Here is a 24,680-nt window from a genome sequence, read left to right on the forward strand (position 1 = left end):
ATGTGCGGCATCGCCGGAATTGTGGCGCTGAACGCGGCTGCGGAGCCTCCGTCACGAGCCGCGCTTCTGAGAATGGCAGCCGCGCTCTCCCATCGAGGTCCGGACGAAAGCGGCCTTTACCGCGACAGGCGAGCGGGGCTGGCGCATACCCGCCTGTCGGTCATCGATCTCTCGACCGGACAGCAGCCTCTCGCCGACACAGGCGATACCACCTGGATCGTGTTCAACGGCGAGATCTTCAACTACGTCGAGCTACGTGAACAACTCATGGCCCTGGGACATCGTTTCCGCACCCGCAGCGATACGGAGGTCGTCGTGCATGCCTACCGCGCCTGGGGCGTGGCCGCGTTCGAGCGGCTGAACGGGCAGTGGGCACTCGCCATCTGGGACTCGCTGACGGGCCGCCTCGTCCTGTCGCGCGATCGGTTCGGCATCTGCCCGCTGCATTTGTGCGAACACGCTGGCCGCCTGCATTTCGCCAGCGAAGTTAAGGCCATCTTCGCAGCCGACCCGGCGATACCGCGGGCCTTCGATCCGGCGGGGGTCGACCAGACTTTCACGCTGTGGACCGTCGTACCGCCGCAAGGCGTATTTCAGGGAGTACAGGAACTTACCCCCGGCCATGTCCGCATCTACGACAATGGCAGCGTTCGTGAGCAGGCTTTCTGGAAACCTTGCTATCCCGAGAACGAGGACCCGGCCCACGGCACCTTCAGGGGCTCGCTGGAGGATGCGGTGGACGAAGTGCGCGGCGCCTTGCGGGCCGCGACGGCGCTTAGGATGGTGAAGGCGGATGTGCCGGTCGGCTGCTACCTTTCCGGCGGGCTCGACAGCTCACTTGTCGCCATGCTCGGGAGGCGCTTCGCCGGCGCGCCGTTCCAGACTTTCTCGTTGCGTTTTGCTGACGCCGAATATGATGAAACCCGTTACCAGCGGCTGGTTGCAAGTGCGAGCGGCGGCGAACACCACGAGGTGATGGTTTCGCGCGGTGACATCGCCGACATCTTCCCAGATGTGATCCGTCACGCCGAGCGTCCGATTCTCAGGACGGCGCCGGCGCCGTTGTTCCTTCTCTCGAGGCTGGTGCGCGAACATGGCATCAAGGTCGTGCTGACCGGCGAAGGGGCCGACGAGATGTTCGCCGGCTACGACCTGTTCCGGGAAGGCAAGGTCCGCCGCTTCTGGGGGCGGCAGCCCGCCTCTGCCCGACGCGCGCGACTGCTGGAACGCCTCTACCCTTATCTGAGCCGCTCGCCGGTCAAGCAGCAGGCGATGGCGCGCCAGTTCTTTGGACATGGTATCCATGCATTTGGCGCGCCCGGCTTCGCGCATGATACCCGCTGGCGCACCACCAGCGCCATCAAACGGCTGTTCTCGGCCGACATGCACGCCGAAACGGCGCGTCACGACGTGGTGGCGGACCTGCTCTGCCGCCTGCCCGAAGAGTTTCAACGATGGGGTCCTCTCGCGCAGGACCAGTATCTTGAGATCAGGACGCTGATGTCGGGCTACCTGCTCTCCTCGCAGGGAGACAGGATGCTGATGGCCCATTCCGTCGAAGGGCGGTTCCCGTTCCTGGACGACAGGCTGGTGGCCTTGGCGAATTCGCTACCGGCCGACTACAAGCTGCGCATTCTGGATGAGAAACACGTGCTGAAGCGTGTGGCGAAATCGATCGTGCCCGCGGAAGTCGTGGCCCGCAAGAAGCAACCCTACCGGGCGCCCAACGCACTTTGCTTCATCGGCGATAGCGCACCCGCCTATGTCCGCGAAGCACTCTCGGAGACTGCCCTGCGCGCGGCGAATGTCTTTGATCCGAACTCGGTCGCGCGCCTGCTGGACAAATGCGCTGCCAAGACCGGCGATGGGGATCTGTCCAACTCGGACAACATGGCGTTGGTCGGCGTGCTGTCGACGCAGCTCCTCCATCAGCAGTTTGTCGCAAGCCGCCCTTCGAGCGGGTGTGCGGTCGACCTCAGGATAGATGTCGATCACCTGCACAGGCAAGAGGTGCTGGTATGATGCATGGCGCCGTCCCTCTGCTGCACGACTACCTCAGCCATTCGGCCGGCCGGCTCGGCGACAAGGTGGCGCTGGTGTGCGGCGGGCACCGGCTCGCCTATGATGAGCTTGAGACACGTTCCAACGCGGTCGCCCATCATCTCGTCACGTCCGGGGTCGCCCCCGGTGACCGCGTCATGATCTTCGCCGACAACACCGTCGAGACCGTGGTCAGCTTCTGGGCGGTTCTCAAGGCGAGCGCCGTTGTGTGCGTCGTCAATCCGCTCACCAAGAGCGACAAGCTGGGGTATTTGCTCAACGATTGCCTGCCGGCGGCATTGATCACCGACAAACATTTGCAGCCGATCTTTACTGAGCCGGCGCGTAACTGTCCGTCGCTGCGGCGGCTCATCGTCTCCGGTCAGGTGGACGACGCCGAGCTCCGGGGATTGCCGCATGCCGTGCGCTGGGATGAGGCGGCTGCCGGCCACGGCAAAGCGCCGGCCCGCCGCCGCATCGATATCGATCTCGCAGCCATCATCTACACGTCGGGCTCGACCGGCGAACCCAAAGGCGTGATGCTGACACACAGGAACATGATGGCAGCCTGCGCGTCTATCGCCTCGTACCTCGAGCTTGGCGAAGACGACGTGATCCTCAATGTCTTGCCCCTGGCCTTCGATTACGGCCTCTATCAGATGATAATGGCATTCCGTACCGGGGCGCGGTTGGTCCTCGAGCGCTCGTTTGCCTTCCCCGCACAGATACTTGCGATCATCGAAAGGGAGAGAGTTACAGGCTTTCCCGGCGTGCCGACCATCTTTGCCGCGCTGTCGGATCTCAAGACGCTGAAGGCAAATGATTTTGCAAGCATAAGGTATGTCACGAACACTGCTGCGGCACTGCCGCTCAAGCACATTCGCCTGCTCCAGGAACTGTTTGCCGATGCCCGGATCTATTCGATGTACGGCCTGACCGAATGCAAACGCTGCACCTATCTTCCGCCGGAAGATCTTGCGCGAAAACCGTTGAGCGTGGGGATCGCCATCCCGAACACCGAAATGTGGATTGTCGATGAGGATGACCGAAAGGTCGGTCCCAATGTCGTCGGCCAGTTGGTCATCCGCGGAGCAACGGTCATGAAGGGCTACTGGGGTAAGCCGGAGGCTACCGCGAGGAAGCTCAAGCCTGGCCCTTTGCCCGGCGAGCAGGTTCTGTACACCGGCGACTACTGCCGAATGGACGAGGAAGGGTACCTCTATTTTGTCGGCCGCAGCGATGAGATCATAAAATCGCGGGGAGAAAAGGTGGCGCCTAGGGAAGTCGAAAACGTGCTGATGGAAATCCCGGGAGTACGGGAAGCCGCGGTTGTCGGAGTTCCCGACGACCTGCTGGGGCAAGCAGTGAAAGCGTTTGTCGTCATGGAGCAAGGAACGATCATAGGCGAAAAGCAGCTGCGGATGGAATGTCAGAAGCGGTTGGAAAACGTCATGATTCCGAAGTCCATCCAAATTGTGTCCAGTCTACCGATGACGGACACGGGCAAGCTCAAGAAAATAGCGCTGTCATAAAGCGATACCTGGAAATCATTTGGATCGGAGGCCAATTCAATGCTGAGCACGAACAACAGAATTGACACCTACAGCGATCAGATACGCGCCTTTCTGGCGTCAAATTTCTACGTGGCCGACCCGCGTGCCCTGGAGGTTGAAACGTCGTTGCTCGACCAGGGCATCATAGACTCGACTGGAGTGCTTGAAGTTATCGGCTTCGTCGAGGAGACATTCGGCATCACTGTCGAGGACAGTGAACTTCTGCCTGAGAATTTCGATTCCATCCAGGGAATTGCACGTTACGTGGTGAGCAAGGAAAACTGATCGCCGGGCGATGGTAATAAGGGCGTCTTCCCAACCGAGCGCGCAAACCCATGGCGCGGCTCACGCTGGCGTTCTGGCTCGTGCACAAACCACCCTGGCTTCACCAGCATTGTTCGCAACCGTGCGAATGCTCTCGTAGCCTTTGGAACGTTCAACCAAACTCATGACCTGCCGGTCCTGGCCAAGCCCGACCTCGAAAAGCAGCATACCACCTTGCCGCAGATAGCGCCGCGCCTCCTTGATCACCCGCATGTGAATGCTCAGGCCGTAGGGCCCGGCAGCGAACGCCTCACGTGGTTCAAGTTCCATCAAATGCGCGCGGTCGTTTTCGAGCCGCTTCTCGGAGATGTAAGGCGGGTTGCAAACGACCAGATCGATCGTGCCTTCGAGCTCCAGACCCGAGAAGGAATTGAACAGGTCGCCCTGCAGCACCGAAATGCGTCCGGCCAGGCCAAGATGGGCGACGTTCCGGCACGTGGTTTCTACACAGCTGTCAGTGAGATCGCTCGCCCAGACGCGCGCGGTGGGGACCTTGTATCCAATGGCGCAGGCGAGATTGCCTGCCCCGCAGCACATGTCGACGACACGCGGGACCGGCCGATTAAGTTCACGCAGCACATTGAGGGCGGTGCAGCCGAGCAATTCCGTCTCCGGGCGAGGGACGAGCACGCCGGGCGCGACAACCAACTTCAGTCCCATGAAGTCGGTGCGGCCGGTGCTGTAGGCGCTGGCGACATCTATTTCACCAATCACGACAAACCCGCTTTCTTGATTTTCCCATGCTCGATTTCTCAGGTCGCCCATGTCTTCATGCTGTGAGGCGAGGCATCAGCCTCATCGTTCCCGGCTACGTTCACGTCCGCGTAGCTACTGGATCGCCGCACTCTGCAGGTCGCTGCTGAACCTCACCTCGATCGTGTCTCCAGGCGCGACCTCAGTGTCCTGGTCGACCGGTCGACTTCTAGACGCGTCGCCGGCCCCGCCGGTTATTGTGATCCGCGCCTGGAAGGTTTCGCCGGCGACCGGCAGTGGAAGAGCGGACGCCCCTGATGGCTGAAGCTTCTGGCTGGCTGCGTGGAGCCTTGCAGTGGTCTCGGCGAGGCGAAGGTCGGTGTCCCTCAACTCGTTCAGAAGGCCGATCCTTCGTTGATTTTCATTGCGTTCCTGCTGCCTGACGAAGTCTTCCTGCTGGCGTCGCGTTCTCATGAGTTCGACCGACGTCTCGAGCGCCCGGCTCGACGACATCAGCACGGCACGTCTGACGTCGGCGAGCCTGCTGTTGGTCAGGTTGCCCGATTCGAACGATTTGGTGACCCGCGCCAGATCGTCCTCATCCTGTTTCACCGCGGCCGCTTCCGTCTGCTCGCGCTTGAGCAGAACCTCGACCTCAGCCTCGGCATCCTTGGCGGTCTTGTCGAGATAGCTTTGCTCCTGTTGAAAATTGTTCAGCGAAATTCTGAGACCCTCCGCTTCCGCCTGCGCGACCGCCGATATCAATGCATTCGACAGGGGCGAACCTTGCGGCGGCTGCATGTCAAATTCTGCCTGGTTCTGAAGTTCGGCGCGGATACGGGCGCCATGAAAGTAGTCCCTGATATAATCCCCCCAGATCGACTCGTAGTCGCGTCGCAGATCAACGGGATCAGGTCCGCTTTGGCTTGCCCGCGACCGCAGAAGGCTGAAACCGCCGGCGACCGCAATCGCCTGCCGGACTGTCATGAGTGGCCGGTAAGCCTGCTGCCCTGGCGTCAGCACATCGCCAGTCACGTAGATCGGCCGGTACTCCGCGATCACGGCCGTGACGTCGCTCGGCTTGATGACGATTATTTGCTCCCGTCCATCAGGCAGACGCTGGTGGACGATCTTGGTTGGCAGCACCGCTTCCATGCGCGTCTGCAATTCAGCCGGCGTCAACCCGCCAACTGGGATCATCCCGAACTCGGGCAGCGCGATCGAGCCATCCATCTGGACAATCGCGCGTTGCGTTCGTTCCGCTATGGAGGCAATTCCTATCTCTACCGTGTCGCCGGGGGAAAGCTTGTAGGCCACCGGCGCTTCAGCCGCGGCTGCGATATCCAGGGCCAGGCAGCCGGCAAGCGCTGCAAAGAAAATTCGGCTAACGAAGGCCATTGATGGCAATCTCCCTTTAATTCAAGCTCGGCTGCTGCGGCCAATCGAGACGGGCGACGAATTCGTAGACCGGCCCACCAGGCACCCCCCAATTGCTCGACCAGATCACTTGCGACCCATCAGGGGACGGTGAGGCATGTGTCTCGCTCCAATAGTCAAATGGAGCGTTTCGCGTCTGCACGATGCGTCGGACCTCCTGACGACCGTCAACACGCAGCGCGATCACTTCGCGCGTGTATGGCGCCCAGTTTGGATGGCTCCGAACCTCATCGGGATTGCCCCCGTAACTTATAAATGCCCATTCGGGCCTGTCCAAAGCACGCAGCGACGTATGCTCGGCCTCACCGTACTTCGTGAGCGACGTGACCTTTCCATCGGACAGCCGACGCTTGATCACCTGATATTCGTCCGGAGCGGATTTGCTGGTTCCGACGTAAATCTCGCTACCATCCGCATCGAGAGTCAAATCGCCATGGCCGGGCCGATGATGGTCCTTCCACCTCTGGCGCAGGGTGCCGTCGACTGCGAAAATGGCTCGCTGCTCGGTGCCGTCGACCAGGTTTTGGAAACACAGGATGTTTTCTCCAAGCGGAGAAATGGTGCAGGAACTGGTCGTTCCGGCAACCTGGGCGAGATCGATGTCCGGGTATTTCAGACGCCGGTCGATGTCGTATGCGAAGACGACGGCAGCTCCATCATCGCGGGTCGCGCGTACGGCAATGCGGTTGCCGTCACGACTAGGATTTCCCTTGGACGGGCCGAATTCGAGATCCCGATATTTCGTTGCGGCATACACTATGTCCTCACGATTGGTGCGGGGAGCCCAAGTCGAGATCTTTTGACCGTCGACACAGATCATCATCTCCGCCTTTCGAGGGCGCCATTCGCACTCACCCGACTTGTTGCGGTGAAACAAAGGGAGGTAGGTTTTCCCGTCGAGGAAACACATGCCGTTGCAGCCGTTCATGAGGACGAGGAGGCTCTGATCCGCATTCCACGCTTGCGCGCTCGAGTATCGGTGACTGCAATATATCTTGCCGCAGACAATTCCGCTGCCAAGAGCTCCGGGCTGGGTAATCCGAGTAAAGCTGATCCCTGTCGCCGGATCAGTGACAGGTTTCAGGTAAGCGGGCAGATCCATTGACGGCTCCGTGCCTGCCGCACCGCTCGGCCGGTTTCCGGCTGTGTGCAGCGCCAGCAGAGCGGCCATCAGCAGCACAGCCGGTATGAGCCGCGGAAAGGTCATGTCATATAGCTCATTTCACGACGGACGCGGCCTTCGCTGAGGCGCGAGCGCCACCACTCGATGGTCCTTTCCAGACCATCACGCAGGCTCGTATGTGCCCGCCATCCGACTTTACTTTCAAGGTTTGAGGAATCGGCGAGCAACGCACGAACCTCGGAGTTCTGCGGCCGCACCCGGCTTTCATCGCGGCGGACCGGTTTCCTGGTGCCACTCAACTCGAGCACCAACTCCAAAACGTCCGAGACACTGGCGGCGCGCTGGCTGCCGGCATTGTAGGCATGGCCAAATTCAAGCTTGGCCGCCCCTGCCGCCACAAATGCCGCCGCAGTGTCTTCCACAAAGGTAAGGTCGCGGATAGGGCTGGTGTCGCCGACCATGATCGCCGAACAGTTCTCGTCCAGAGCCTGCCTTATGATGGTCGGCACGATGGCCCGCTCGCTCTGGCGCGGCCCGTATGTATTGAACGGTCGCAGGATCACCACCGGCACATCGAAGGACCTGGCATAGGACGCCGCCATCATGTCCGCGCCGATCTTGGATGCGGAGTAGGGGGATTGTCCCTGCAACGGGTGGGATTCGTGGATCGGCATGGTCAGAGCGGTGCCATAAACCTCGCTTGTGGACGTATGCACAATGCGCTCGGTTTCCCAGTGGCGTGCCGCTTCGAGGACATTCACGGTACCCAGCACATTGGTTTCCACATAGGATTGGGCAGCCGCATAGGAATAGGGAATCGCAATCAGCGCAGCCAGATGAAACACCACCGCCTGGCCGCGCACGATCCGGTTGATGAAGGCGCTGTCACGAACGTCCCCCCGAATGCACTGCAACTGGCTTCGAACGTGGTCGGGCAAATCATCCAGCCAGCCATGGCTGTCGAACGAGTTGTAGAGGGCCAGTGCCGTGACATCGGCACCTTCGCGCACCAGCGCTTCCGTGAGGTGGGATCCGATAAATCCATCCGCACCCGTGACCAGGACCTTCCTGCCGTGATAGTTCACGACCGTGCACTCCTTCGATCATGTGAGCCGTCAAACTGGCGAACGAACAACAATCCATTCATGCCAAACTCTCCTCACTTGCCAACTCTACCCACTTGCCGCGGGAGGCAGGGACACGCCGAAAACCGCCCTGAAGCCCCGCATTATCCAGACGAGGTCCGATGCAATGGTGCGCCGCGGATAGTAGGCGAGGTCGATCGTTGCCTTGGCCGGGAACAGGACCTCTCGATAAAACAGGAGCGGATCAAGGGAGGGCGGGTAAAAACAGGCTTCGTGACGGAAGAGAACCTGGGTTGGGCCGAGCAGGCCAGGCTTCCACTGTAGGACAGCTTCATTGCCGCCGCGGAAACAATCGGCGAAGGCAAGGCTTTCCGGCCGCGGCCCGACAATTGCCATGTCCCCCGTGAAAACGTTCCACAGTTGGGGCAGCTCATCAAGTTTCGTTGCCGCGAGAAAACGGCCTACCCGCGTCATGCGGCTGTCATCGTTCATGGTCAGCGCAAGGCCGAAAGGATCGGCTGTCGTCTTGAATTTGCGGAACTTGTACATGCGAAACGGTTTTGCGCCGGCACCCAGGCGCGTCTGTGCGAAAAGCACGGGCCAACCGCCCTCGACAAAGAGTGCAACGGCAATCAGGAGCATCAGTGGAGCGAGTACCATTCCCGCTACTGCGGCGAGGATGATGTCCATAGCGCGTCTGGCAATTCCGTGGCTGGTGCCAGCTACGGCGGGCCGATGCATCGTCACGTCGAGTGCGTTCATGCCGCGGCTCCCGCCCGCCCGCTGCCTTCAATCGCCGTGGCCAACGCAACAACCACCGACTCGATCGCACTTGCCGTAATTTGCGGGTGTAGTGGAATCGTCAATTCCCGCTGCGCGAAGTCCTCGGTCTTCGGCAGATGGATTTCAGTGAACATCTGGCGATAAAGCGTCATCTGGTGCACGGGCGTATAGTGGATTGTGGTCTGTATACCCTTCGTTCGCAGATGGTCGATTACCGTTTGCCGGTCGACGTCATGCGGCAGGAGGACAGGCATGATGTGGTAGGCCGAGGTCCGCGGTTTGCCGAACGGGACTGTCACAGCCGAGCAATAATCTGCGATCAGACGCCGATAGAGGACGACCAATATGCGCCGGATTTCATTCCATTCCTGCAGGTTCTGAAGTTGGACCAAGCCGATAGCGGCGCGCAATTCGTCCATGCGATAATTGAAACCGAGCATCGTCACGTCGTATTGCGGCGTGCGGCTGTTCAGCCGCTGATGTGTGCCACTGGTCATCCCATGTCCGCGAGCCTGGCGGATCGCTTCACGGAGCTGTGCATCCCGGGCGATAACGGCCCCGCCTTCCGCGGTGGTCATGTTCTTGTTGCCGTAGAAGCTAAAGGCCGCGGCCGCACCGTAAGTCCCCACCTCCTTAAGGCCGGGAGCATGCGCGGCATCCTCGACGATATGCAGTCCTCGCACACGGGCAAATCTCTGCCATTCTTCCCGGTCGGCGAGGTAGCCGGCAAAATGGACGAGAATGACTGCCTTGGTGCGTCCGGTGCACTTGGCTTCCGCGTCGCTTAGAGACATCAGTGGCACTTCGGCCGACTCTATGTCGACGAATACCGGTGTTGCTCCTACGTAGAGCACTGCATTCGCGGTCGCCACGAAGGTCAGCGAGGGAACCAGCACTTCGTCTCCAGGGCCGATCCCAAGTGCATGGAGAATGAGATGCAGGGCGGCGGTGCAAGAGCTGACGGCGACGCAATCGACCGCATCATGCACGGCCGCGAAGGCCTCTTCAAAGGCTCGTACCTGGTCCCCCATCGTCAGCCACCCACTGTCGACAACTTTGGCCAGGGCCGCCTTTTCCGGAAAGCCAAGAATAGGAGCGCTGACCAAGAGCATTACGACCTCCTCATGTTGGCGCGGCCGAGCGTTCGGCCCTCAAGCGGCCGCTGCCGAGACCTCGATCGATGCGGACTGCTCTTCCCAGGCAATGGTTTGTGCGTTTTGAAAATCTTCAACGCGTCCGATATCCAGCCAAAGCCCATCATGTTTGTAGACGTGCACATTCGTGCCGTTTTGCATCATCTGCAGCATGAGGTCGTCGAATCCGAAGGCGATACCGTCAGGTATAAAACGGAAAACATCTGGGTTCATGCAATATATACCCATGCTTACCAGATGAGATAGAGTCGGTTTTTCACGAAATACTTTAACAGTATTGTCGATCTCGTCGATGACGCCGAAGTCCATCTTGATGACGCGGGAAGCGGTGGCTATGGTGACTGGATCCGTGTGAGTCCGGTGTGATGCCACAAACCGGCTGAGACTGAGATCGGTAAGTACGTCCCCATTGAGAACAATGAACGGCTCGTCCAGTTCCTCCCTGATCAGGGAGAGCGGGCCGATAGTGCCGAGAGGTTCCAGCTCCTGGGTATAGCGTATCCTTAGATTCCACTGTGATCCGTCTCCGCATACGGTGCGGATCAAGTGCCCCAGATAGCCGGTCGTGACGTAGACTTCCTGAATGCCGTTCCGTCGCAGCCACTTCAAAAGCAATTCAAGAACCGGTCGAGCACCGATCGGCATGAGAGGCTTGGGCAAGATGGATGTGAAAGGCCGAAGGCGTGTTCCCATTCCACCGCACTGAATGACCGCTTTCATCTCGTCCTCCTATTGATACGACTGTCGCGGTGTGATGGGTCCAGCCCACCGGCCGGAAGGTACGCCAGTGTTGGTTTCGCCTCTCCGGGTGCAGCGATGGTAAGTGGCGCCCGAGAAGGCGTCGTCGTGCATTTGAATGGCACTTTCCCGGCGTTTTGATTTCAATATTCCAGCCGGCAGGGCATGGGCGCGGCAGGGCGGTCAATCAGAGCTGGGAGCTGTAGCCGCTCGATTGGCAACTGCTGTGCGCATGTCCGGCGCCGGTAACGACCTTCTCGGAAGGGCATCGCTACCGTTCGTACGAAAAAAACACTTTGCTATCTGGCCCTGAAATGTGTGCGATTGTAAGCTATATTAGCAGGTTGAAATGTGCGGATGGGCGGCGACGAGCGTCGACATACGGGGGATCAGCGGGCGGCTGATCTGTGTTGGGTCACCGTACAGTCCATCCAAAGGGAGGGTTCGGCAGCTAGGGACACATGCGGGCTGCCAAAAGGTGGGTGGTTCATGTATCGTATTATCATCGCCGATGATCACGGCTTGTATCGTCGTGGGCTGCGACTGGCATTGATGGCCGGCATTCCAGACTTGGAAATATTCGAAGCGGCGTGTTTTGATACCGTCATAAGCCTGCTTGAAGATCAGGCGCCCGTTGATCTCGCCGTCATCGACCTGAACATGCCAGGACTGTCCGGCCAGGACGATCTTCGCGACGTCTTACCGGCTCATCCCGACACACGGTTTGCAATTGTTTCAGGGACCGATTCACGCGCCGAGATTCTAACTGCCCTCTCGATTGGACTTCATGGCTATATCGTAAAGTCCCAAACGGACGAGGAGGTGGTCCTGGCGGTGAAGGAAATCCTGGCCGGCCGTATTTACGTTCCGGCACTTCTTTCACAAAGGTCCAAGGAGCCGGTACGCCTTCCATCCGAGGCTCCCACGCGAATGCCCCACAGGACCACCAGCGTCAACAATCTGGGCAGGCTTACGTCCAGACAGAAGGAAGTCCTCAGGTTGATGGCCGAAGGTTACTCGAACAAAGAGATTGCCCGCTCTCTTGAAATTGCAGAAGCGACGACGAAGATTCATGCCGCCGCCGTCCTGCGCGAACTTGGGGCACGAAATCGGACAGAGGCCGCGGTTCTGCTGAAGACATGGGCCGCCAGAGACGTCAACTAGCGCCGATTGCTTTTGGCGGCAGCCGGACCGAATATTTCAGTCCGTGAGCCAGCATCTCAAGCTTGGAAGAGTGACCCACGATAGGCTCACCGTCGGCTCCAATGATCAACGACCCAAAACCGCGCCGAGCCGAGGTGGAGACCCGGCGCTCTCCCGATTCCGACCATTCAAACACGATGTCGGCGCCGGGCTCCTGGGCTGTGAATTGCCACATGACCTCGATCCGGCCTGCCGGAGTGCCGAGAGCCCCATGCTTCACGGAATTGGTCGTAAGCTCGTGAACGATCATTGCGAAGCTCTCAGCCGAACCCTCTGCGATTTTTACTTCGGGCCCACTGATCGAGATGTTGTGCGTCCCCATGTAGGGCTGCAATTCCTGAACGATGAGGTCGCGCAAGGACGCCGACAGGTTGCCATCGCGTGAAAGAAGCAGATGCGTCGCCTGGAGTGCGCCGATTTTTTGGATCAGTGTCTGCTTATAGCGGGCGATATCGTTGTCGGGGGCACTAACCATATTCACAAGCGCCGTGATCACCGGAAACAGATTGTTGAGCCTGTGGCGCTGTTCAAGCATGGCCCGCTCTCGCTTCTTCGCCGCAGCCCGCAGCAGAATGGTTATGCGCCGATCGGTGACATCCGCGGCGACTCCTATTCGCTGTGCACGACCATCGCGCAATTCGTCCCGTCCGCGAAGAGCAATCCAGCGGATATGTCCGCCAGCTCGCCTGATGCGGATCTCCGCGTCATAGTTGGCGCCGGATGCAAGCTCTCCCGGGGCCGTCAAATTAGGCAAGTCGGCTGGATGAACGACCGCAGCCAGTTCCTGCAGCGGACGGCTCGGCGCGGGTGCCAGTCCCATCATTTCCCAGAACGCGGCCGAGCCGTTCACGGATCCGCTCTCGAAGTCTATGCGCCATGTTCCCAACCGGCTGGACGACAGCGCCAGGTCCAACCATTCCTTCTGAGCCCGGAGTGCCTCGCGGGCGGTTCGCTCTCCCGATATGTCGTCCACCATTACAAAGATGCTTTGAGGGAGAGCATCAGCTGGCACGGCCAAAGACAGCGCCAATCTTGTCCACAAAACCGTGCCGTCCTTTCTCAGGAGACGGATCTCCGAGCCGAACGAAGTCGTGTCTTTGAGGCGAGTCAATGCTTCCGCCAAAGTGTGGTTGTCGTCAGGATGGACGAGTGCCCTGACTGGCAAACTAGAAAGCTCCTCCTCGGCATACCCTGTCATCTCACAAAGACGTTTGTTGGATCGTTGCAACTCTCCGTTCTCGCTCATATTGGCAAAGCCGATAGCGGCACGTTCAAATGCCCAGCGATAACTGTTTTCGGTCGCCTCCAAGGCCACGAGTCTAGCCTCTGCAACCCGCAAAAGGGTGCGGTAGTCCTGCCTCTGCCGGTGGAAAGTCAGGGCGATCATCCCCCCTGCAACCAGCAGCAGGATGGCCCTAATCCAAACGTCGACGTCGGTTGGATTGTGAAGGACATCCCGCGCCAACAAGCCGACAGTCACCATCACAAACGTTGCCGCAAGGGCAATCAGGCGATCTTCGAGATATGAGATGGCAATAATGGTGGGAACAAACTCAAAAAAGCCGATGTCGTATGCCATGGAGGCGGGCAGCGCTGTCTCGACCGCAAGTGTCGCGACCAGGAGCGACATCGAGGCAAGGTGGGTTAGCAACTTGCCTGAGCTGTTCGGATGCAAACTGAGCGAATGCAAACGCATGTGCCAGACTATAACCTTCTGACTAGTCCGTCGAGATTAGACCGAAAAGCGTACAGACTAGTCCGACCGCAGGATTGTTCCCCGGGATTGTAGCGCGCATTTTGTCCGTTGTCGGGGGCGGATCGGACCGCAACTCTCCAAGCGACCTGACTGACATGTTTAAGGCACCTCCTGACAGGGAGGCGTTGCCGTTTTGCGGGAGGTAAGAAAATGGCACTGGTTGGTAGGCAGCATGATGGAATTCTTGGTCGCCAATATGGAAGTTTCGGGGGAAAGCCCGTCTCGGCCTTGAGAACGCAGGGTGGCCATAGTTCCGCCTGGCACCAAGCACCACAAAGGTTCGACGGCGTGGCTGTCGAGCCAAAGCAGAGCAGCCTTGCATCTGTTGTGAGAATGCTTGATCGCATCGGGTGTGGCTATCTGATCCTGAACAGCGACAGGAAGGTCATGGAGTGGAATTCAGCCGCTCAAAACACCTTGGAGCGCGAGGGCGAGGCAGCTGATACGGCCGGCAAGGTGTCGGTTGCTCTGAGGCGGCTGATCGCAAACGTGCCGGGGAATTTTCTTCCTGGCACGCTTTCATGGGTGGTGATCCGCGGTATGGGCGACAGGCCCTTGATTTTGAACGAGAAGGGCATAGCAACGCCTGACGCGACGAGTATCGTGGCGCTGCTGGATCGTGAAAACAGGTCCGGGCCAAATCCCCAGACGCTGCAAAGAATGTTTGGTCTGACGAGTGCCGAAACGCAACTCGCGCTGCGCTTGGCGCAGGGCGATGCCCCTTTGGAGATAGCCCGCAAGCGGCGCTTGAGCCGGACCACGATAAGGTCACAGCTGGCGTCGCTCTTCGCCAAGACCGAAACACGGCGCCAGGCGGAACTGGTAGCTCTTCTTGGGCGCATATGCGTCTTGCCGTGAGGTAACGGCCGTACCATGCGCGCGCGCAACAGGCTTGTGCGCGCGCAATCTGTTGCCGGCGTGCTTGTCCGCCAGCCTCACCCTACCGCCGTCGTGTGCGCACCCGGCCCAATCTTGGGCGGATTGCAAACACGTGGTTAAGCACGTGCCAGCCCGCCACCTTCATGACGGAAGGCCGGAAGATCTGAATCCCGTCCAGGAACGTGGTCAACCAGGACTGCTGGTGGAACCTCATGGGAATACGAGCAACCCGCAATGCCCGCAGCAATGTCTCGGGAGGCGGGAGATGGTTGCGGTCCTTGATGAGATTCCAGTTAAGCTGTTTGACGGCGAGGGTCACTTCGTCGACCTCGCGGAAACTCTTTGACGTTGTAATGCTTGGATGGTTCGTTGCATCGTAAAAGGTAAGCGGATCGCTTATCGCCACCATGTCCCCATGGCTGGCTAGATCCACGAAGAACAGTTGATCCACTCCGGCCGGAATCTCTTTGTGCGTGCGCATCAAGCAGCCGGCACGAATGACGTCGCTGTTGATCAACAATGTGGATGGAATAATCCCCAGGCAGCGTGTCGCGCGCACCAGATAGAGGTCCATCAGGCACTGCTGGCTGGAATAAAGCGAGATCGGTTCCTGCTGCTTGGGGACTTGGCGAAATCGCACTCGCTTGTCCTCGATTATGTTTGCGGCTGACGTCATGAAGGCGACTGAGGGGTACTGTTTGGCAATTTCGGCGAATGTCCTGAGTGCACCTGGCGCAAGCCAGTCATCGTCATGTAGCAACTTGATCCATCGTCCGGAGCAAGCCAGCATAGCGTTGTTGGTGTTCTCGACCTGACCGCGACCTCGACTGTTTTCGATGATGCGGATGCGAGGTTCGCTCCGTGCGTAGTCGGTCACGATAGCCCAGGTCTCGCCCTCCGGCCCCTCGTCGTCGCTCACGACCAACTCCCAATCGGAGTAATCCTGGCCCAAGACGCTGTCGATCGCCCTGCGGATCGTATCCGGTCGACGAAAGGTTGGTATCCCGACCGAGATAAAAGGGCGTGACCACGAGAGATCGGCCCGGTCATGCTGGGTGACCGCAACTGCCGCTTGAAGGTTGTCAACCGACGACGAATTCATGGTGTTTTTTCCTCGAGACATTCATGTTGGATGCACGTTGCAGCGCCTGCTGGTTGAGGGTCGTGGGTCAACAGATACAGTGATGCTGCCATTTTCAGAGCGAAACCCGACGCGCCGCCGGCGGCCATGAAATAGATGACGGTGACTGGCTGCCAGCCCGCCTGGGCGCCGGCGAGCAGCGGGCCAAACACGAGAACCGCCCGTGCGAGGTCGATGACCAGTCTTGTTCCTTGCCGCCGTAACAGAGCGGGAACGTCGCTGAGCGGAGTCGACAACGCCTGTGCCGCGCCCATCAGCGCCAGTGCGGTCATGATTTCCGCAGTGGGCATCCAAGGCTCGCCCAGAAGCGGAACGACCACATAGGGCGCGGCGAGGCCGAGCAGCAAGATCGGCACCGCGGTAAAGGCGGCGGCCAGCAGGAGAAGCCCGCGCGCCACACCAAGCAGGTGTCCACGATTGCTGTTCCGGTTTGCTTCGGCGACAAAAACATTGCTGAGCGGTGTGGCGATCAGCGTCACCGGACCGGTGACCAGCCGCGCGGCCACGCCCAAATATCCGGCAAATGCGGTGCCGAACAGCCCGCCGACAAGGACTGCTGGAAGATTGTTGATTGCTATGCTCGCGAGCGTTGCGGGAATATCGAACAGAGGAAATTTGTATTCCCGCCGAGCCTTTTCCAATACCGCACGCCAAGGTGCCCAGGCGATGCCACGCAAATCCTCCCAACTCATCACCCGATAGCCGATCACCCCGATGAAGACGAACTGGCTTAAAATATGGGCATGGATCATCGCTTCACCGCCGAGTTCGGCGATGCCGAAAGCCAATTGCAGTGCAGCCATGCTTGCCGGCAGGATCAGGCGCCCGAGAGCAAAATCGCGCAAAAGCCCGGCACGCAGACTCCAGCAGTTCATGGCTTCGACCAGACCTGCGCCTCCCATTCCAATCGGAATGAGCCAGGCGAGCGAGCCGAGGCGATTGGGAGCAAGGTTCGACAGCATCTGTCCGGCCGAAAAGGCCAGGACGGTCGTCACGAACACAGCCAAGAGAATAAGCTTGACCGTCACATAGGCCTGCGCGTTCCCCTTGACCCCATAGAGCGAAGCCTCGAAGCGCAATGCCGCGACCCCGGCGAGTATGTTCACGATCGACAGATAAATCGTAAAGATGCCGAAATCGGCCGGCGAATAGAGCCGCGCCAAAACCGGGATTGCGGCAAGAAGGGTGAGCTGGCCGACAATCGCCATTGCCGACACTCCGCTTGCTGCACGAATGATCGAGCCGATCGGGCTCGGCCGAACAACGATGATGGCTGTGCCTGCCGCAGGAACCGTCTTGGGTCTCAGAAGGTCGCTTGGTGCCATCGGTTCGCGCTTCCGAGGGAGGCAAATATCGGGGATTGCCGCAGCCTACGATGCACACCGGACCTTGCCATCATTCACCTGAATGACGCGCTCTGCTGACAGGCTGCACCGTGAATCGTCCTGGCCGCTCCCTGGATGAACCGCCCCAGGATCGTCCGTAGCCCAAGGACGAGCCTGTGGCCGTCATGCTATTTGCTCGCGCAAGAGGTCAGCGCTGTCCTCGAGCCGATATCCGGCATGTTTTTTCAGATTCACTCGCGTGAGGACACTGCCAACAGGTATCGCAAGAGAACCGTTGCCCTGAAGGAGTTCCAGCACCCCGCGAGCGAGGGTGCGTGGCGTTTTCCTCCACCGGATGGCGAAAAGAACCACGTCCGCCCATCCTGGCAGAAATTTGGCTTCCGGCTGCCCCAGCGCCGACGGCAGGTTTATGATCACGATGCGATAGGTCGCGTGCAGATCCGCCATCACTTTGCCTCCGTCCTCGCATGATAGCAGCGCCAGCAGGTCGTCCGACGGAGCGGCGGTCATTACGTCGATCCCGATTTCATGCAGCCTGGCAACGGCACCTTCCAGGTCGCAGCGATTGCAAACATAGTCAGCGAAGGAATGGCGGTTCTTGCGTTCGCTGAACTGGTGCAGGAACTCGAGCGTGAGCTGAACGCCCTTGCGTTCAAGATCGACCAACAGAACTCGACCGCCCAGTCGCGTGCCGGCGAGCGCCAGGCTCCACGCGAGCTCGGTCCCGCCATCCTGCGGCACGCTGGAGGTGACAAGCGCCGTGTACGACGAACGAGCCCTTAGCGCATTTGGTGCCGCCGCAATCAGCAACGACGTCACGGCGCGGCTATATGCGGACCTGCGCTCCCCCAGCACGAGGTTTCGCAGTTGTTTGGCATGCATTCCGCCTGCTTCGGGAATCTGCCCCACACAGGGAACCTTGAGCACCGCTTCTGCCTCGGCCTCGCCACGGAAAGTCCGGTCGAAATGATTGCGCATCGTGACGTACATCGCCCCCAGAATGGCGAATAGGATCATCCCAGGGGGAACAAGGAAGATGGCTGGCAAGGTCTGCGGGATAGTCGGCGGCCAAGCAGCGGACAGGATGGAAATTCCAGCTGAGGGAACTCCGATACGCCGCGTCAAATCCTGTTGTCGACCAAGGAGTTCGTTATATCGCTGGGTCAGCAGGCTGACCTGCGGCTCGAGAGCCCGCAAACCGGAAAGCCGGCTGGCGGTGTCGGCCATGACCGCATCCAGGATGTTCTTTCGGCTTTCAAGAGCGGCGATCTGTGCACGGAAAATGTTTGCATCGGCAGCAATCTTGTCGACGCCTTGTTCGATCTTGCTTTGCGTCGTGGCTCTGAGTTCCTGGTCTGCCGGCGCGAGAGCCTGTCGAGCCGCAAGGTCGGCAAGTTCAGGCGCGCCAATAGCTTCGGCCAAGGCGGTGAGAGAGGCCCCATGCTCTCGAAGCCCCTGGACGTATCGAAGCCGAGATTCCACAGCGGCGAGGTCCGCCTTTGACATCGACAATTGCTGGCTGAGGTCGGCCCGTTCCCTGGCTGCATTGTCCGCCGAGCCTTGGTCGATGGCTCCGTGGCTCAGCCGATATTTCTCAAGGCGGTCTGCCGCTGCCTGCAGATCATTTTGCAGCCCGGGCAAACTGGCGGTGATCGCATCGAGCTCTTGCTGGTCGGATGCCTGCCTTTTCTTCGCTAGGGAGTCGACATAAACCTGAGCGAATGTGTTGGCCACGAGCGCCGCCCGCGCGGGGCTGTCATCGGCAAAAGCGACGGAGATTACTCTCGATCGCAGCTCCTGCCCGACCCGCATGCCTCGCCGCAAAGCTCTCAACTCGGAGGCATCCTCGGCTTGTGGACCGTTGGCTACCTGGTCCGCCCCTGGCCACAGCCAGTCCAGTAGACCGCCGGCAAGTGAGCGTGTCCTTGGGGGAGGGGTGGCAGACGGTTCAAGCCGGGAATTCCTGCTCGCGGAATTGTCCTGTCCGGTTTCCGCCGCACCTGTCTTGCGCAGTGCCGCCATGACGCGGCGCAGGTGATCTTGCGACGATAACATCGTGATGTGGTCATCTATGCTTGAATCAACGAGGTCCTGCGAAGACGGGGCGCCGACGGGCAGTGAACCGCGCGAGGGGGCGTCGACGATAAGCTGGGTTGTTGACTCGTAGAGAACTGGTCGAAGGCTTCCCAGCAACCCCGCCAACAAGCCGCCCAACACAGCGAAGGCAACAATAGACCATTTTCTCCTTGCCAGAATCACGAAGAGTTGGCGCGACGCGGTGGGCGGCTCGACATACTCACGCAATGACCGCACGGGCACTCTGCCTTCGAGAACCGGTGCTGGTAGTTGATTGACCCGTGGCAGCTGGATCGGGCTGATTGCGGAACCTACCATCTTACACTCCTGCCAGGTCGCGTTCATGAGTTGGGCCGGTTTGCTGTGCTTGCCGATTGGCCTTGCTCCGCCAGGCCTGGAACATCAACGCGGACCACAATTCGCGCGAGCGGTTATGGCCATCAATGTGATCGCGCCAGCAGGCGTCGATCTTCGCGGTGTCCAATACGTCACTGCTTTCGGTTCGCATGTCGGCGAGAAGATCGGTGGCCCAGTTGCGCAGCGGACCCCGCAGCCATGCAGCGATAGGGACATCGAAGCCTTGTTTCGGACGCTCGATCAGGTGCTGCGGGAGATAGCGGCGTAGCAATTGGCGAAGGATCCATTTGCCGGCGCCATCACGAACTTTCATGTTGGATGGCAGCCGCCAGGAGAATTCGACAACGCGGTGGTCAAGCAGAGGACACCGACCCTCAAGGCTGTTGGCCATGGTGGCACGGTCCAGCTTCACCAAGATATCGCCAGGCAAGTAGCCCGCCATGTCATCGTACAGAAGACGGGAGAGCAGGTCGTCAAGCGGCGGACCGCCGTAGCCGTGGGTTGGTTCGGTCGGCCGCTGATATCCAAGGTTTTCAGCTTGTGGCCGCGCCAGCCGCTGAAACAATTCGTCTTCGTTCGATGCCGTGAGCAGCCGGGCGAGGCGTTCCATTCGGTCGCTCCGGATAAAATGCCTCGCGCTCGCAGAGAGCGGCAGTTTGCCAACGGCATCGTCACGTCCGGCGCGTGCGAAAAACCCTGCCCCTGCCGCCAAGGTTCGGCGCAGTTGTCGGGGCAGGCGCAGGTGCCGTTTCAGCCGCTCCGCCATAAAGTGGCGGCCGTATCCTGCGAAGCATTCGTCACCACCGTCGCCCGACAGCGCTACGGTGACGTGCTGACGAGCGAGCCTGGCAACGAGCAAGGTCGGTATTTGTGATTCATCGGCGAAGGGTTCATCCCAGACCTGGGGCAACTCGGGAATGACGTCACGTGCGGCGCTTGGCGAGAGGTGAAGTTCGGAGTGGTCGGTACCCAGATGACGGGCAACGGCCGCTGCGTATGGAGCTTCATCAAAGCCGCCCTCTCCGAACGAGATCGTGAAGCTGCGAACCGGCTTGCAGGATTGGGCCTGCATCAAGGCGATCACGGCTGAGCTGTCGATCCCGCCCGACAGGAAGCCGCCCAGAGGCACGTCGGCGATCATACGTTCCCGCACAGCCAGCCGAAGCCGGTTGTCCAGTTCGTCAACCAGATCTTCGTCGGTGCCGATGGCGGGATTCCGTCGCCCATCGGCAGCGACGGCAGCCAGCGACCACCAGCGGTGAACGCATCGGGAAAGACGGTCCGCGCTGCGGTCTTCGGCAAAATTCGCCGCCGTGACGGAAAGGACAGAACCAGGCGGCAGTTTGAACACGCTTCGCCAGATACAGCGATGGTCCGGCACCCATCCCGTCGAAAGCATTGCCGCGGCGGCATCAAGATCAAGGTCAGGAGAAAAGCCCGGAAAGCAATTGATCGCCTTCAGCTCAGACGCGAAAACCAGCGCATCTCGGGTCGATGCGACATAGAGGGGCTTTTTGCCCATTCTGTCGCGGGCCAGATGCAGGGTTCTTGTCTTGAGATCCCACAATGCGAAGACGAACATACCGGCAAAGCGATTGAGGGCGGCCTCAAGCCCCCAATGCTCGATTGCGCAGAGCATCACTTCGGTGTCGCTAGCACCTTGAAAGGTTTGGCCCGCACACTCGAGTTCGCTACGCAAATCGCGAAAATTGTATATCTCACCGTTGAAGGTGATCACGTACCGACCGCTGGCGGAATGCATCGGCTGGTGCCCGGCGGCTGACAGGTCGACAATTGCCAACCGCCTGTGGCCCAGTGCGATTCCAGCTTCGCGGTCGATCCAGAGCCCCTCGCCATCCGGCCCCCGGTGACGCAGCGATGCAGTCATCCGCCCGATCGCTCCAAGCGGCTTTATGTCCAGAGCGTCCGAAGCCAATAGAATTCCCGCGATCCCACACATTAGGCCACCCTCGGTTCAGCAAGCTGCCGCCGAAGTGCGGTCGGATTTCCGGCAACGAGGCAGAAAGCCAGCGAAAACCACACGATCGGGTGGCGGATGATCAGGTGAGGCATGCTGAAGATTATCGTCGATCCCCCGAGCACCAGCAGGGCGTCGAATCCCGCTCGCCAGGCGGAGGACATGGCGGCGCCCACGATCCAGACCAACGCCATCACGGCAAGCAATCCGCCCTGCAGGTAAAGGTCGAGAACGGTGTTATGCGCCTCGAAAGGTCGCTGTAGAAATTGACGGTCGGCGACGGGAGGCCGCTCGAGGTGGGGGCCAGGGCCCAGTCCCAGGGACCCGGATTTCAATCCTTTTTCCACAGCCTCCTGCCACAGATAAAGCCGGAGTTCGAACGTTTCGACGGTCGCTTCCCCGCCTTCGTCTTTGGTGAGGCTCTTGGCAAAATTGGCGACGCTGGTCTCTTCGGTGAGCGCGTACGGCGTCATTGCAAGCGCTAGAGGGAAGGAGCCTGCCAACAGCATAATTGCCGCCAGGCGGGGCATGCTGGCGCGGCCGCTCGTTGCTATCCATGCACGAAGCCGCAATCCGAGGAAGATGAGGCAGCTCAGGATGCTGGTATAGAGATAGGTGTCGCTCTTCGTCAGTCGGCCGACATAGAACGTCAGGAGCAGGCATGAGAATGCAAGCAAACGAGCCCATGGGTTGCGCGTGGTCGTGGCAAGATGCAAAGCCAGCGGGCCAAAGAGCGCGCAATAGAGCGCGAGTTGGTTCGGGTTCTCTGACCAGCCACGGAACCGGTCCCAATACCAGGGATCGACGCCGGATTGGTGGATCGCACCATAAGCCAAACCAAGCTGTATCACAAAGGCCCCATTGGCAAACGCGACCACGTACCATGCGCTGCGGCGCAGATGCCGATCGGCGTCCGGCTCCGCCGCGGCCAGGCACGTAAAGCTTGCCAGCAACACATAGGCCATAACGTCATGTACAAACCCGGTCAGATAAAGAACGGTGGTCAGGTAACCGACGATCGTGCCGATCCCCAAAGCGAGCGACAGGAGCAGCCAGAAGCTCGCCAGTTGGACAAAAGCGGGTGTGAGCTGGAGACGACCGCCAGCGAGTATTCGTCCAATCGCCAGCACGATCCAGATCGCGATGAACAATTCGCCATAGCCGAGCGGCAATCCCGGAACGCCTAGTTGCGTCGCATAGGACATAGCAACCCCCAGGGCGAGCAAGGCGTCCCGGATCATTGATGTGCCCCACCTCGGTGATTTGCGAGGCCGCCTCCAAGCCCAACGGCAGGGAGCGGTCGCATGTGCCCCGCGCGGAGTGTGTTGTCGTAAAGGTCGCAGTACTGGTCGACCACCAGTGGCAGGGCAAATCGCCTCCGGACAAGTTCAACAGAACGGGCGCCCATCGCCTTGGCCGCCGCGCGGTCGGACAGCAAGTCTATTGTTCGCGAGGCGAGGGCTTCGGCATCATGCGGCGCAACCAGGTAGCCGTTCCATCCGTCTTCGACGACGTCGCTGCAGCCTGGCATCCTTGAGGCCACGATGGGCAGTCCCGCCAGCCCCGCCTCCAGCAATACACGCGGAACCCCTTCGCGATACTGAGTGGGAAAGGCGAATACATCGGCCATGCCAAGGAGGTCGGCGACATCGCGTCGTGGACCCAAGGCCAGCACATGAGGTGCATGCCGATCGAGTTCCGACTTGTCGATTGCGAATGAGCCTTCGGATTCTCGTGGGCCGACGAGCACAAACCGTGCCGAGGGCCTTGCGGACAGAATGCGAGGGACCGCCTTGAGAAGGGCCGCCACGCCTTTCTGGCGCGTCAAACGGCCGACGAAGATCACCACTTCGGCGGACTGAAGGCCGAGGTCCTTTCGCATCTTCGTTGCTGAGGACCCGAGATGGCGCACCGTTGCGAACGCGTCGACATCGATTCCGGAACTGCGTATCAGTCGCGAACTTCCGCGACCGATCAGCCGAAAGCGCTCGAAGAACAGTTGGTCGTCGCTATTTTGGAATACGGTCGCTGCCGTCCAGGAAGACGCAAGCCATTGCAGTGCGCAATAGACCGGACGCAAGGCCAGGGCTCGAGGCTCCAGCGATGAGAACGTCCATCCCAGTCCGTTGATGGTGCGAATGACCGGAACAGTTCCCCGTACCGAAAGGGGCGTTAACAGATTTGGCTTGGTGTCGAAGCTCTGGATGATGTCAGGCTGAAGCTCCTGCATCAAGCGGCGCATCGTTCCGAGAGTGCGCCATTCCCCGCCTCCGCTTGCAAAGCGGTCGAAGGAGAACCTGTGATGCGAAATGTCATGCCGTAAAAACGGTACGGGAGAACCGCTCGAGACCGCCGTAACGCGAAAGCCTTTCTCTCGCAGCGCGATGAGGAAGGGAACTCTCAAGGCGTGATCCTCGCCTCCCACGCAGACCAGGTGCGGGTTCATCTGCCTCTCCCAAGCGCACATGGCCGATTGGCTCTCGATGCTGCCATGGCCCGGTTTAATCACCTCTGAGCGCATGCCGCCCGAGTGCACGCTAGGGGGACACCAGGTGCCTGTCCTCGTCCGTTTGAATGACACCAGTGATGTTTGGAAGGGTGGCGACCAGCGAGGCGAGATTCCCTCGCGATTGCCGGAGCGTTCATGTGACTCGTGTCTTGCGGGATGAGCGCGGTGCTTGCCTGAGCCGGTACGGGTGGCCGGTCTGCATCACCTTGGTTGTCCAAGGTTTTCGAGTGTCCAATTGCGGCGGCGCGGTGCCTGAGCTCCGCGGTTCGCTGATGGCAAAAAATCTTTGTGGTTGCGCTGGGCCGTCAAGCCGGCCCTCGGCCTGCGTCGCCCGGTCTTCAGGACGGAACCCGCACGTCAGCTGTTGGTCCACACATCCGGAACATCTGTCGGGGGGGGGCCCCGCGCGCCCCCCCGGAGAAAAAAAGTTTTATGAGTGGCGGGGTGGGGGGTCGAGGAAATAAGAATCGGGATAAAGCACAACGAGGGGAGGGCAGGGGGCTAG

General features: G+C 60.0%; 19 protein-coding genes. 5 read left to right on the forward strand and 14 right to left on the reverse strand.

Annotation, left to right across the window (positions count from 1 at the left end):
• The 3 genes from asnB (NKI99_RS05785) to NKI99_RS05795 are packed head-to-tail and all read left to right on the forward strand — an operon-like array spanning position 1 to position 3,878.
• Complete coding sequence (asnB, locus tag NKI99_RS05785) at positions 1-2,022, forward strand: asparagine synthase (glutamine-hydrolyzing) (RefSeq protein WP_352610089.1); 2,022 nt, start codon at positions 1-3, stop codon at positions 2,020-2,022.
• The gene (locus tag NKI99_RS05790; RefSeq protein ID WP_352610091.1) at positions 2,019-3,572 is read left to right on the forward strand and encodes a class I adenylate-forming enzyme family protein; all 1,554 of its coding nucleotides are present in this window, start codon (positions 2,019-2,021) and stop codon (positions 3,570-3,572) included. The genes asnB (NKI99_RS05785) and NKI99_RS05790 overlap by 4 nt, the downstream gene beginning before the upstream one ends.
• 39 nt (positions 3,573-3,611) lie before the next feature.
• Positions 3,612-3,878: an acyl carrier protein gene (locus NKI99_RS05795; RefSeq protein ID WP_013533122.1), complete on the forward strand. Its 267-nt coding sequence runs from the start codon at positions 3,612-3,614 to the stop codon at positions 3,876-3,878.
• 60 nt (positions 3,879-3,938) lie between these two features.
• Here the strand turns inward: NKI99_RS05795 and NKI99_RS05800 are convergent, their stop codons facing one another.
• The 7 genes from NKI99_RS05800 to NKI99_RS05830 all read right to left on the reverse strand — a co-directional run bounded on the left by NKI99_RS05800 (position 3,939) and on the right by NKI99_RS05830 (position 10,912).
• On the reverse strand, positions 3,939-4,682 hold the full coding sequence (locus tag NKI99_RS05800; protein WP_050592622.1) for a N5-glutamine methyltransferase family protein: 744 nt from the start codon (positions 4,680-4,682) through the stop codon (positions 3,939-3,941).
• Positions 4,683-4,745: 63 nt separating this feature from the next.
• A complete protein-coding gene (locus NKI99_RS05805; RefSeq protein ID WP_352610094.1) occupies positions 4,746-6,008 on the reverse strand; it encodes a polysaccharide biosynthesis/export family protein in 1,263 nt (420 codons plus the stop codon).
• A gap of 16 nt (positions 6,009-6,024) precedes the next feature.
• Positions 6,025-7,254 (reverse strand): hypothetical protein, encoded by a 1,230-nt coding sequence (locus NKI99_RS05810; RefSeq protein WP_031212341.1) that lies wholly within the window; start codon positions 7,252-7,254, stop codon positions 6,025-6,027.
• Positions 7,251-8,255, reverse strand: coding sequence for an SDR family NAD(P)-dependent oxidoreductase (locus NKI99_RS05815; protein WP_023808953.1), 1,005 nt, complete (start codon positions 8,253-8,255; stop codon positions 7,251-7,253). The genes NKI99_RS05810 and NKI99_RS05815 overlap by 4 nt, the downstream gene beginning before the upstream one ends.
• Positions 8,256-8,342: 87 nt before the next feature.
• A complete protein-coding gene (locus NKI99_RS05820; protein WP_023808952.1) occupies positions 8,343-9,017 on the reverse strand; it encodes a sugar transferase in 675 nt (224 codons plus the stop codon).
• Positions 9,014-10,150 carry a DegT/DnrJ/EryC1/StrS family aminotransferase gene (locus tag NKI99_RS05825; protein WP_023808951.1) on the reverse strand — a complete coding sequence of 379 codons (1,137 nt, stop codon included), beginning with the start codon at positions 10,148-10,150 and terminating at the stop codon, positions 9,014-9,016. The genes NKI99_RS05820 and NKI99_RS05825 overlap by 4 nt, the downstream gene beginning before the upstream one ends.
• A gap of 39 nt (positions 10,151-10,189) precedes the next feature.
• Positions 10,190-10,912, reverse strand: a complete 723-nt coding sequence (locus NKI99_RS05830) for a nucleotidyltransferase family protein (RefSeq protein ID WP_023808950.1) — start codon at positions 10,910-10,912, stop codon at positions 10,190-10,192.
• 507 nt (positions 10,913-11,419) lie between these two features.
• Between NKI99_RS05830 and NKI99_RS05835 the strand changes: the two genes are divergently transcribed.
• Positions 11,420-12,094 carry a LuxR C-terminal-related transcriptional regulator gene (locus NKI99_RS05835; RefSeq protein WP_023808949.1) on the forward strand — a complete coding sequence of 225 codons (675 nt, stop codon included), beginning with the start codon at positions 11,420-11,422 and terminating at the stop codon, positions 12,092-12,094.
• Here NKI99_RS05835 and NKI99_RS05840 read toward each other — a convergent pair.
• Positions 12,087-13,829: a PAS domain-containing protein gene (locus tag NKI99_RS05840; protein WP_023808948.1), complete on the reverse strand. Its 1,743-nt coding sequence runs from the start codon at positions 13,827-13,829 to the stop codon at positions 12,087-12,089. The genes NKI99_RS05835 and NKI99_RS05840 overlap by 8 nt on opposite strands.
• 210 nt (positions 13,830-14,039) lie before the next feature.
• Between NKI99_RS05840 and NKI99_RS05845 the strand changes: the two genes are divergently transcribed.
• Positions 14,040-14,747, forward strand: a complete 708-nt coding sequence (locus NKI99_RS05845; RefSeq protein WP_031212340.1) for a helix-turn-helix transcriptional regulator — start codon at positions 14,040-14,042, stop codon at positions 14,745-14,747.
• An 82-nt stretch (positions 14,748-14,829) separates the two neighbouring features.
• On the opposite strand, the gene NKI99_RS05850 is transcribed toward NKI99_RS05845, so the two are convergent.
• The 6 genes from NKI99_RS05850 to NKI99_RS05875 all read right to left on the reverse strand — a co-directional run bounded on the left by NKI99_RS05850 (position 14,830) and on the right by NKI99_RS05875 (position 24,112).
• Complete coding sequence (locus tag NKI99_RS05850) at positions 14,830-15,870, reverse strand: glycosyltransferase family 2 protein (RefSeq protein ID WP_023808946.1); 1,041 nt, start codon at positions 15,868-15,870, stop codon at positions 14,830-14,832.
• Positions 15,867-17,234: an oligosaccharide flippase family protein gene (locus tag NKI99_RS05855; protein WP_023808945.1), complete on the reverse strand. Its 1,368-nt coding sequence runs from the start codon at positions 17,232-17,234 to the stop codon at positions 15,867-15,869. Before NKI99_RS05855 ends, NKI99_RS05850 begins: the two co-directional genes overlap by 4 nt.
• A gap of 183 nt (positions 17,235-17,417) precedes the next feature.
• The gene (locus NKI99_RS05860; protein ID WP_023808944.1) at positions 17,418-19,649 is read right to left on the reverse strand and encodes a GumC family protein; all 2,232 of its coding nucleotides are present in this window, start codon (positions 19,647-19,649) and stop codon (positions 17,418-17,420) included.
• 1 nt (position 19,650) lies between these two features.
• Positions 19,651-21,648 carry an asparagine synthase (glutamine-hydrolyzing) gene (asnB, locus tag NKI99_RS05865; RefSeq protein WP_352440667.1) on the reverse strand — a complete coding sequence of 666 codons (1,998 nt, stop codon included), beginning with the start codon at positions 21,646-21,648 and terminating at the stop codon, positions 19,651-19,653.
• On the reverse strand, positions 21,648-22,907 hold the full coding sequence (locus NKI99_RS05870; protein WP_352610097.1) for an O-antigen ligase family protein: 1,260 nt from the start codon (positions 22,905-22,907) through the stop codon (positions 21,648-21,650). The genes asnB (NKI99_RS05865) and NKI99_RS05870 overlap by 1 nt, the downstream gene beginning before the upstream one ends.
• Positions 22,904-24,112, reverse strand: a complete 1,209-nt coding sequence (locus tag NKI99_RS05875; protein WP_352610099.1) for a glycosyltransferase family 4 protein — start codon at positions 24,110-24,112, stop codon at positions 22,904-22,906. Before NKI99_RS05875 ends, NKI99_RS05870 begins: the two co-directional genes overlap by 4 nt.
• Positions 24,113-24,680: the final 568 nt, after the last annotated feature.

This window comes from Mesorhizobium sp. M0239 (assembly GCF_040321815.1).
Lineage (GTDB): Bacteria > Pseudomonadota > Alphaproteobacteria > Rhizobiales > Rhizobiaceae > Mesorhizobium.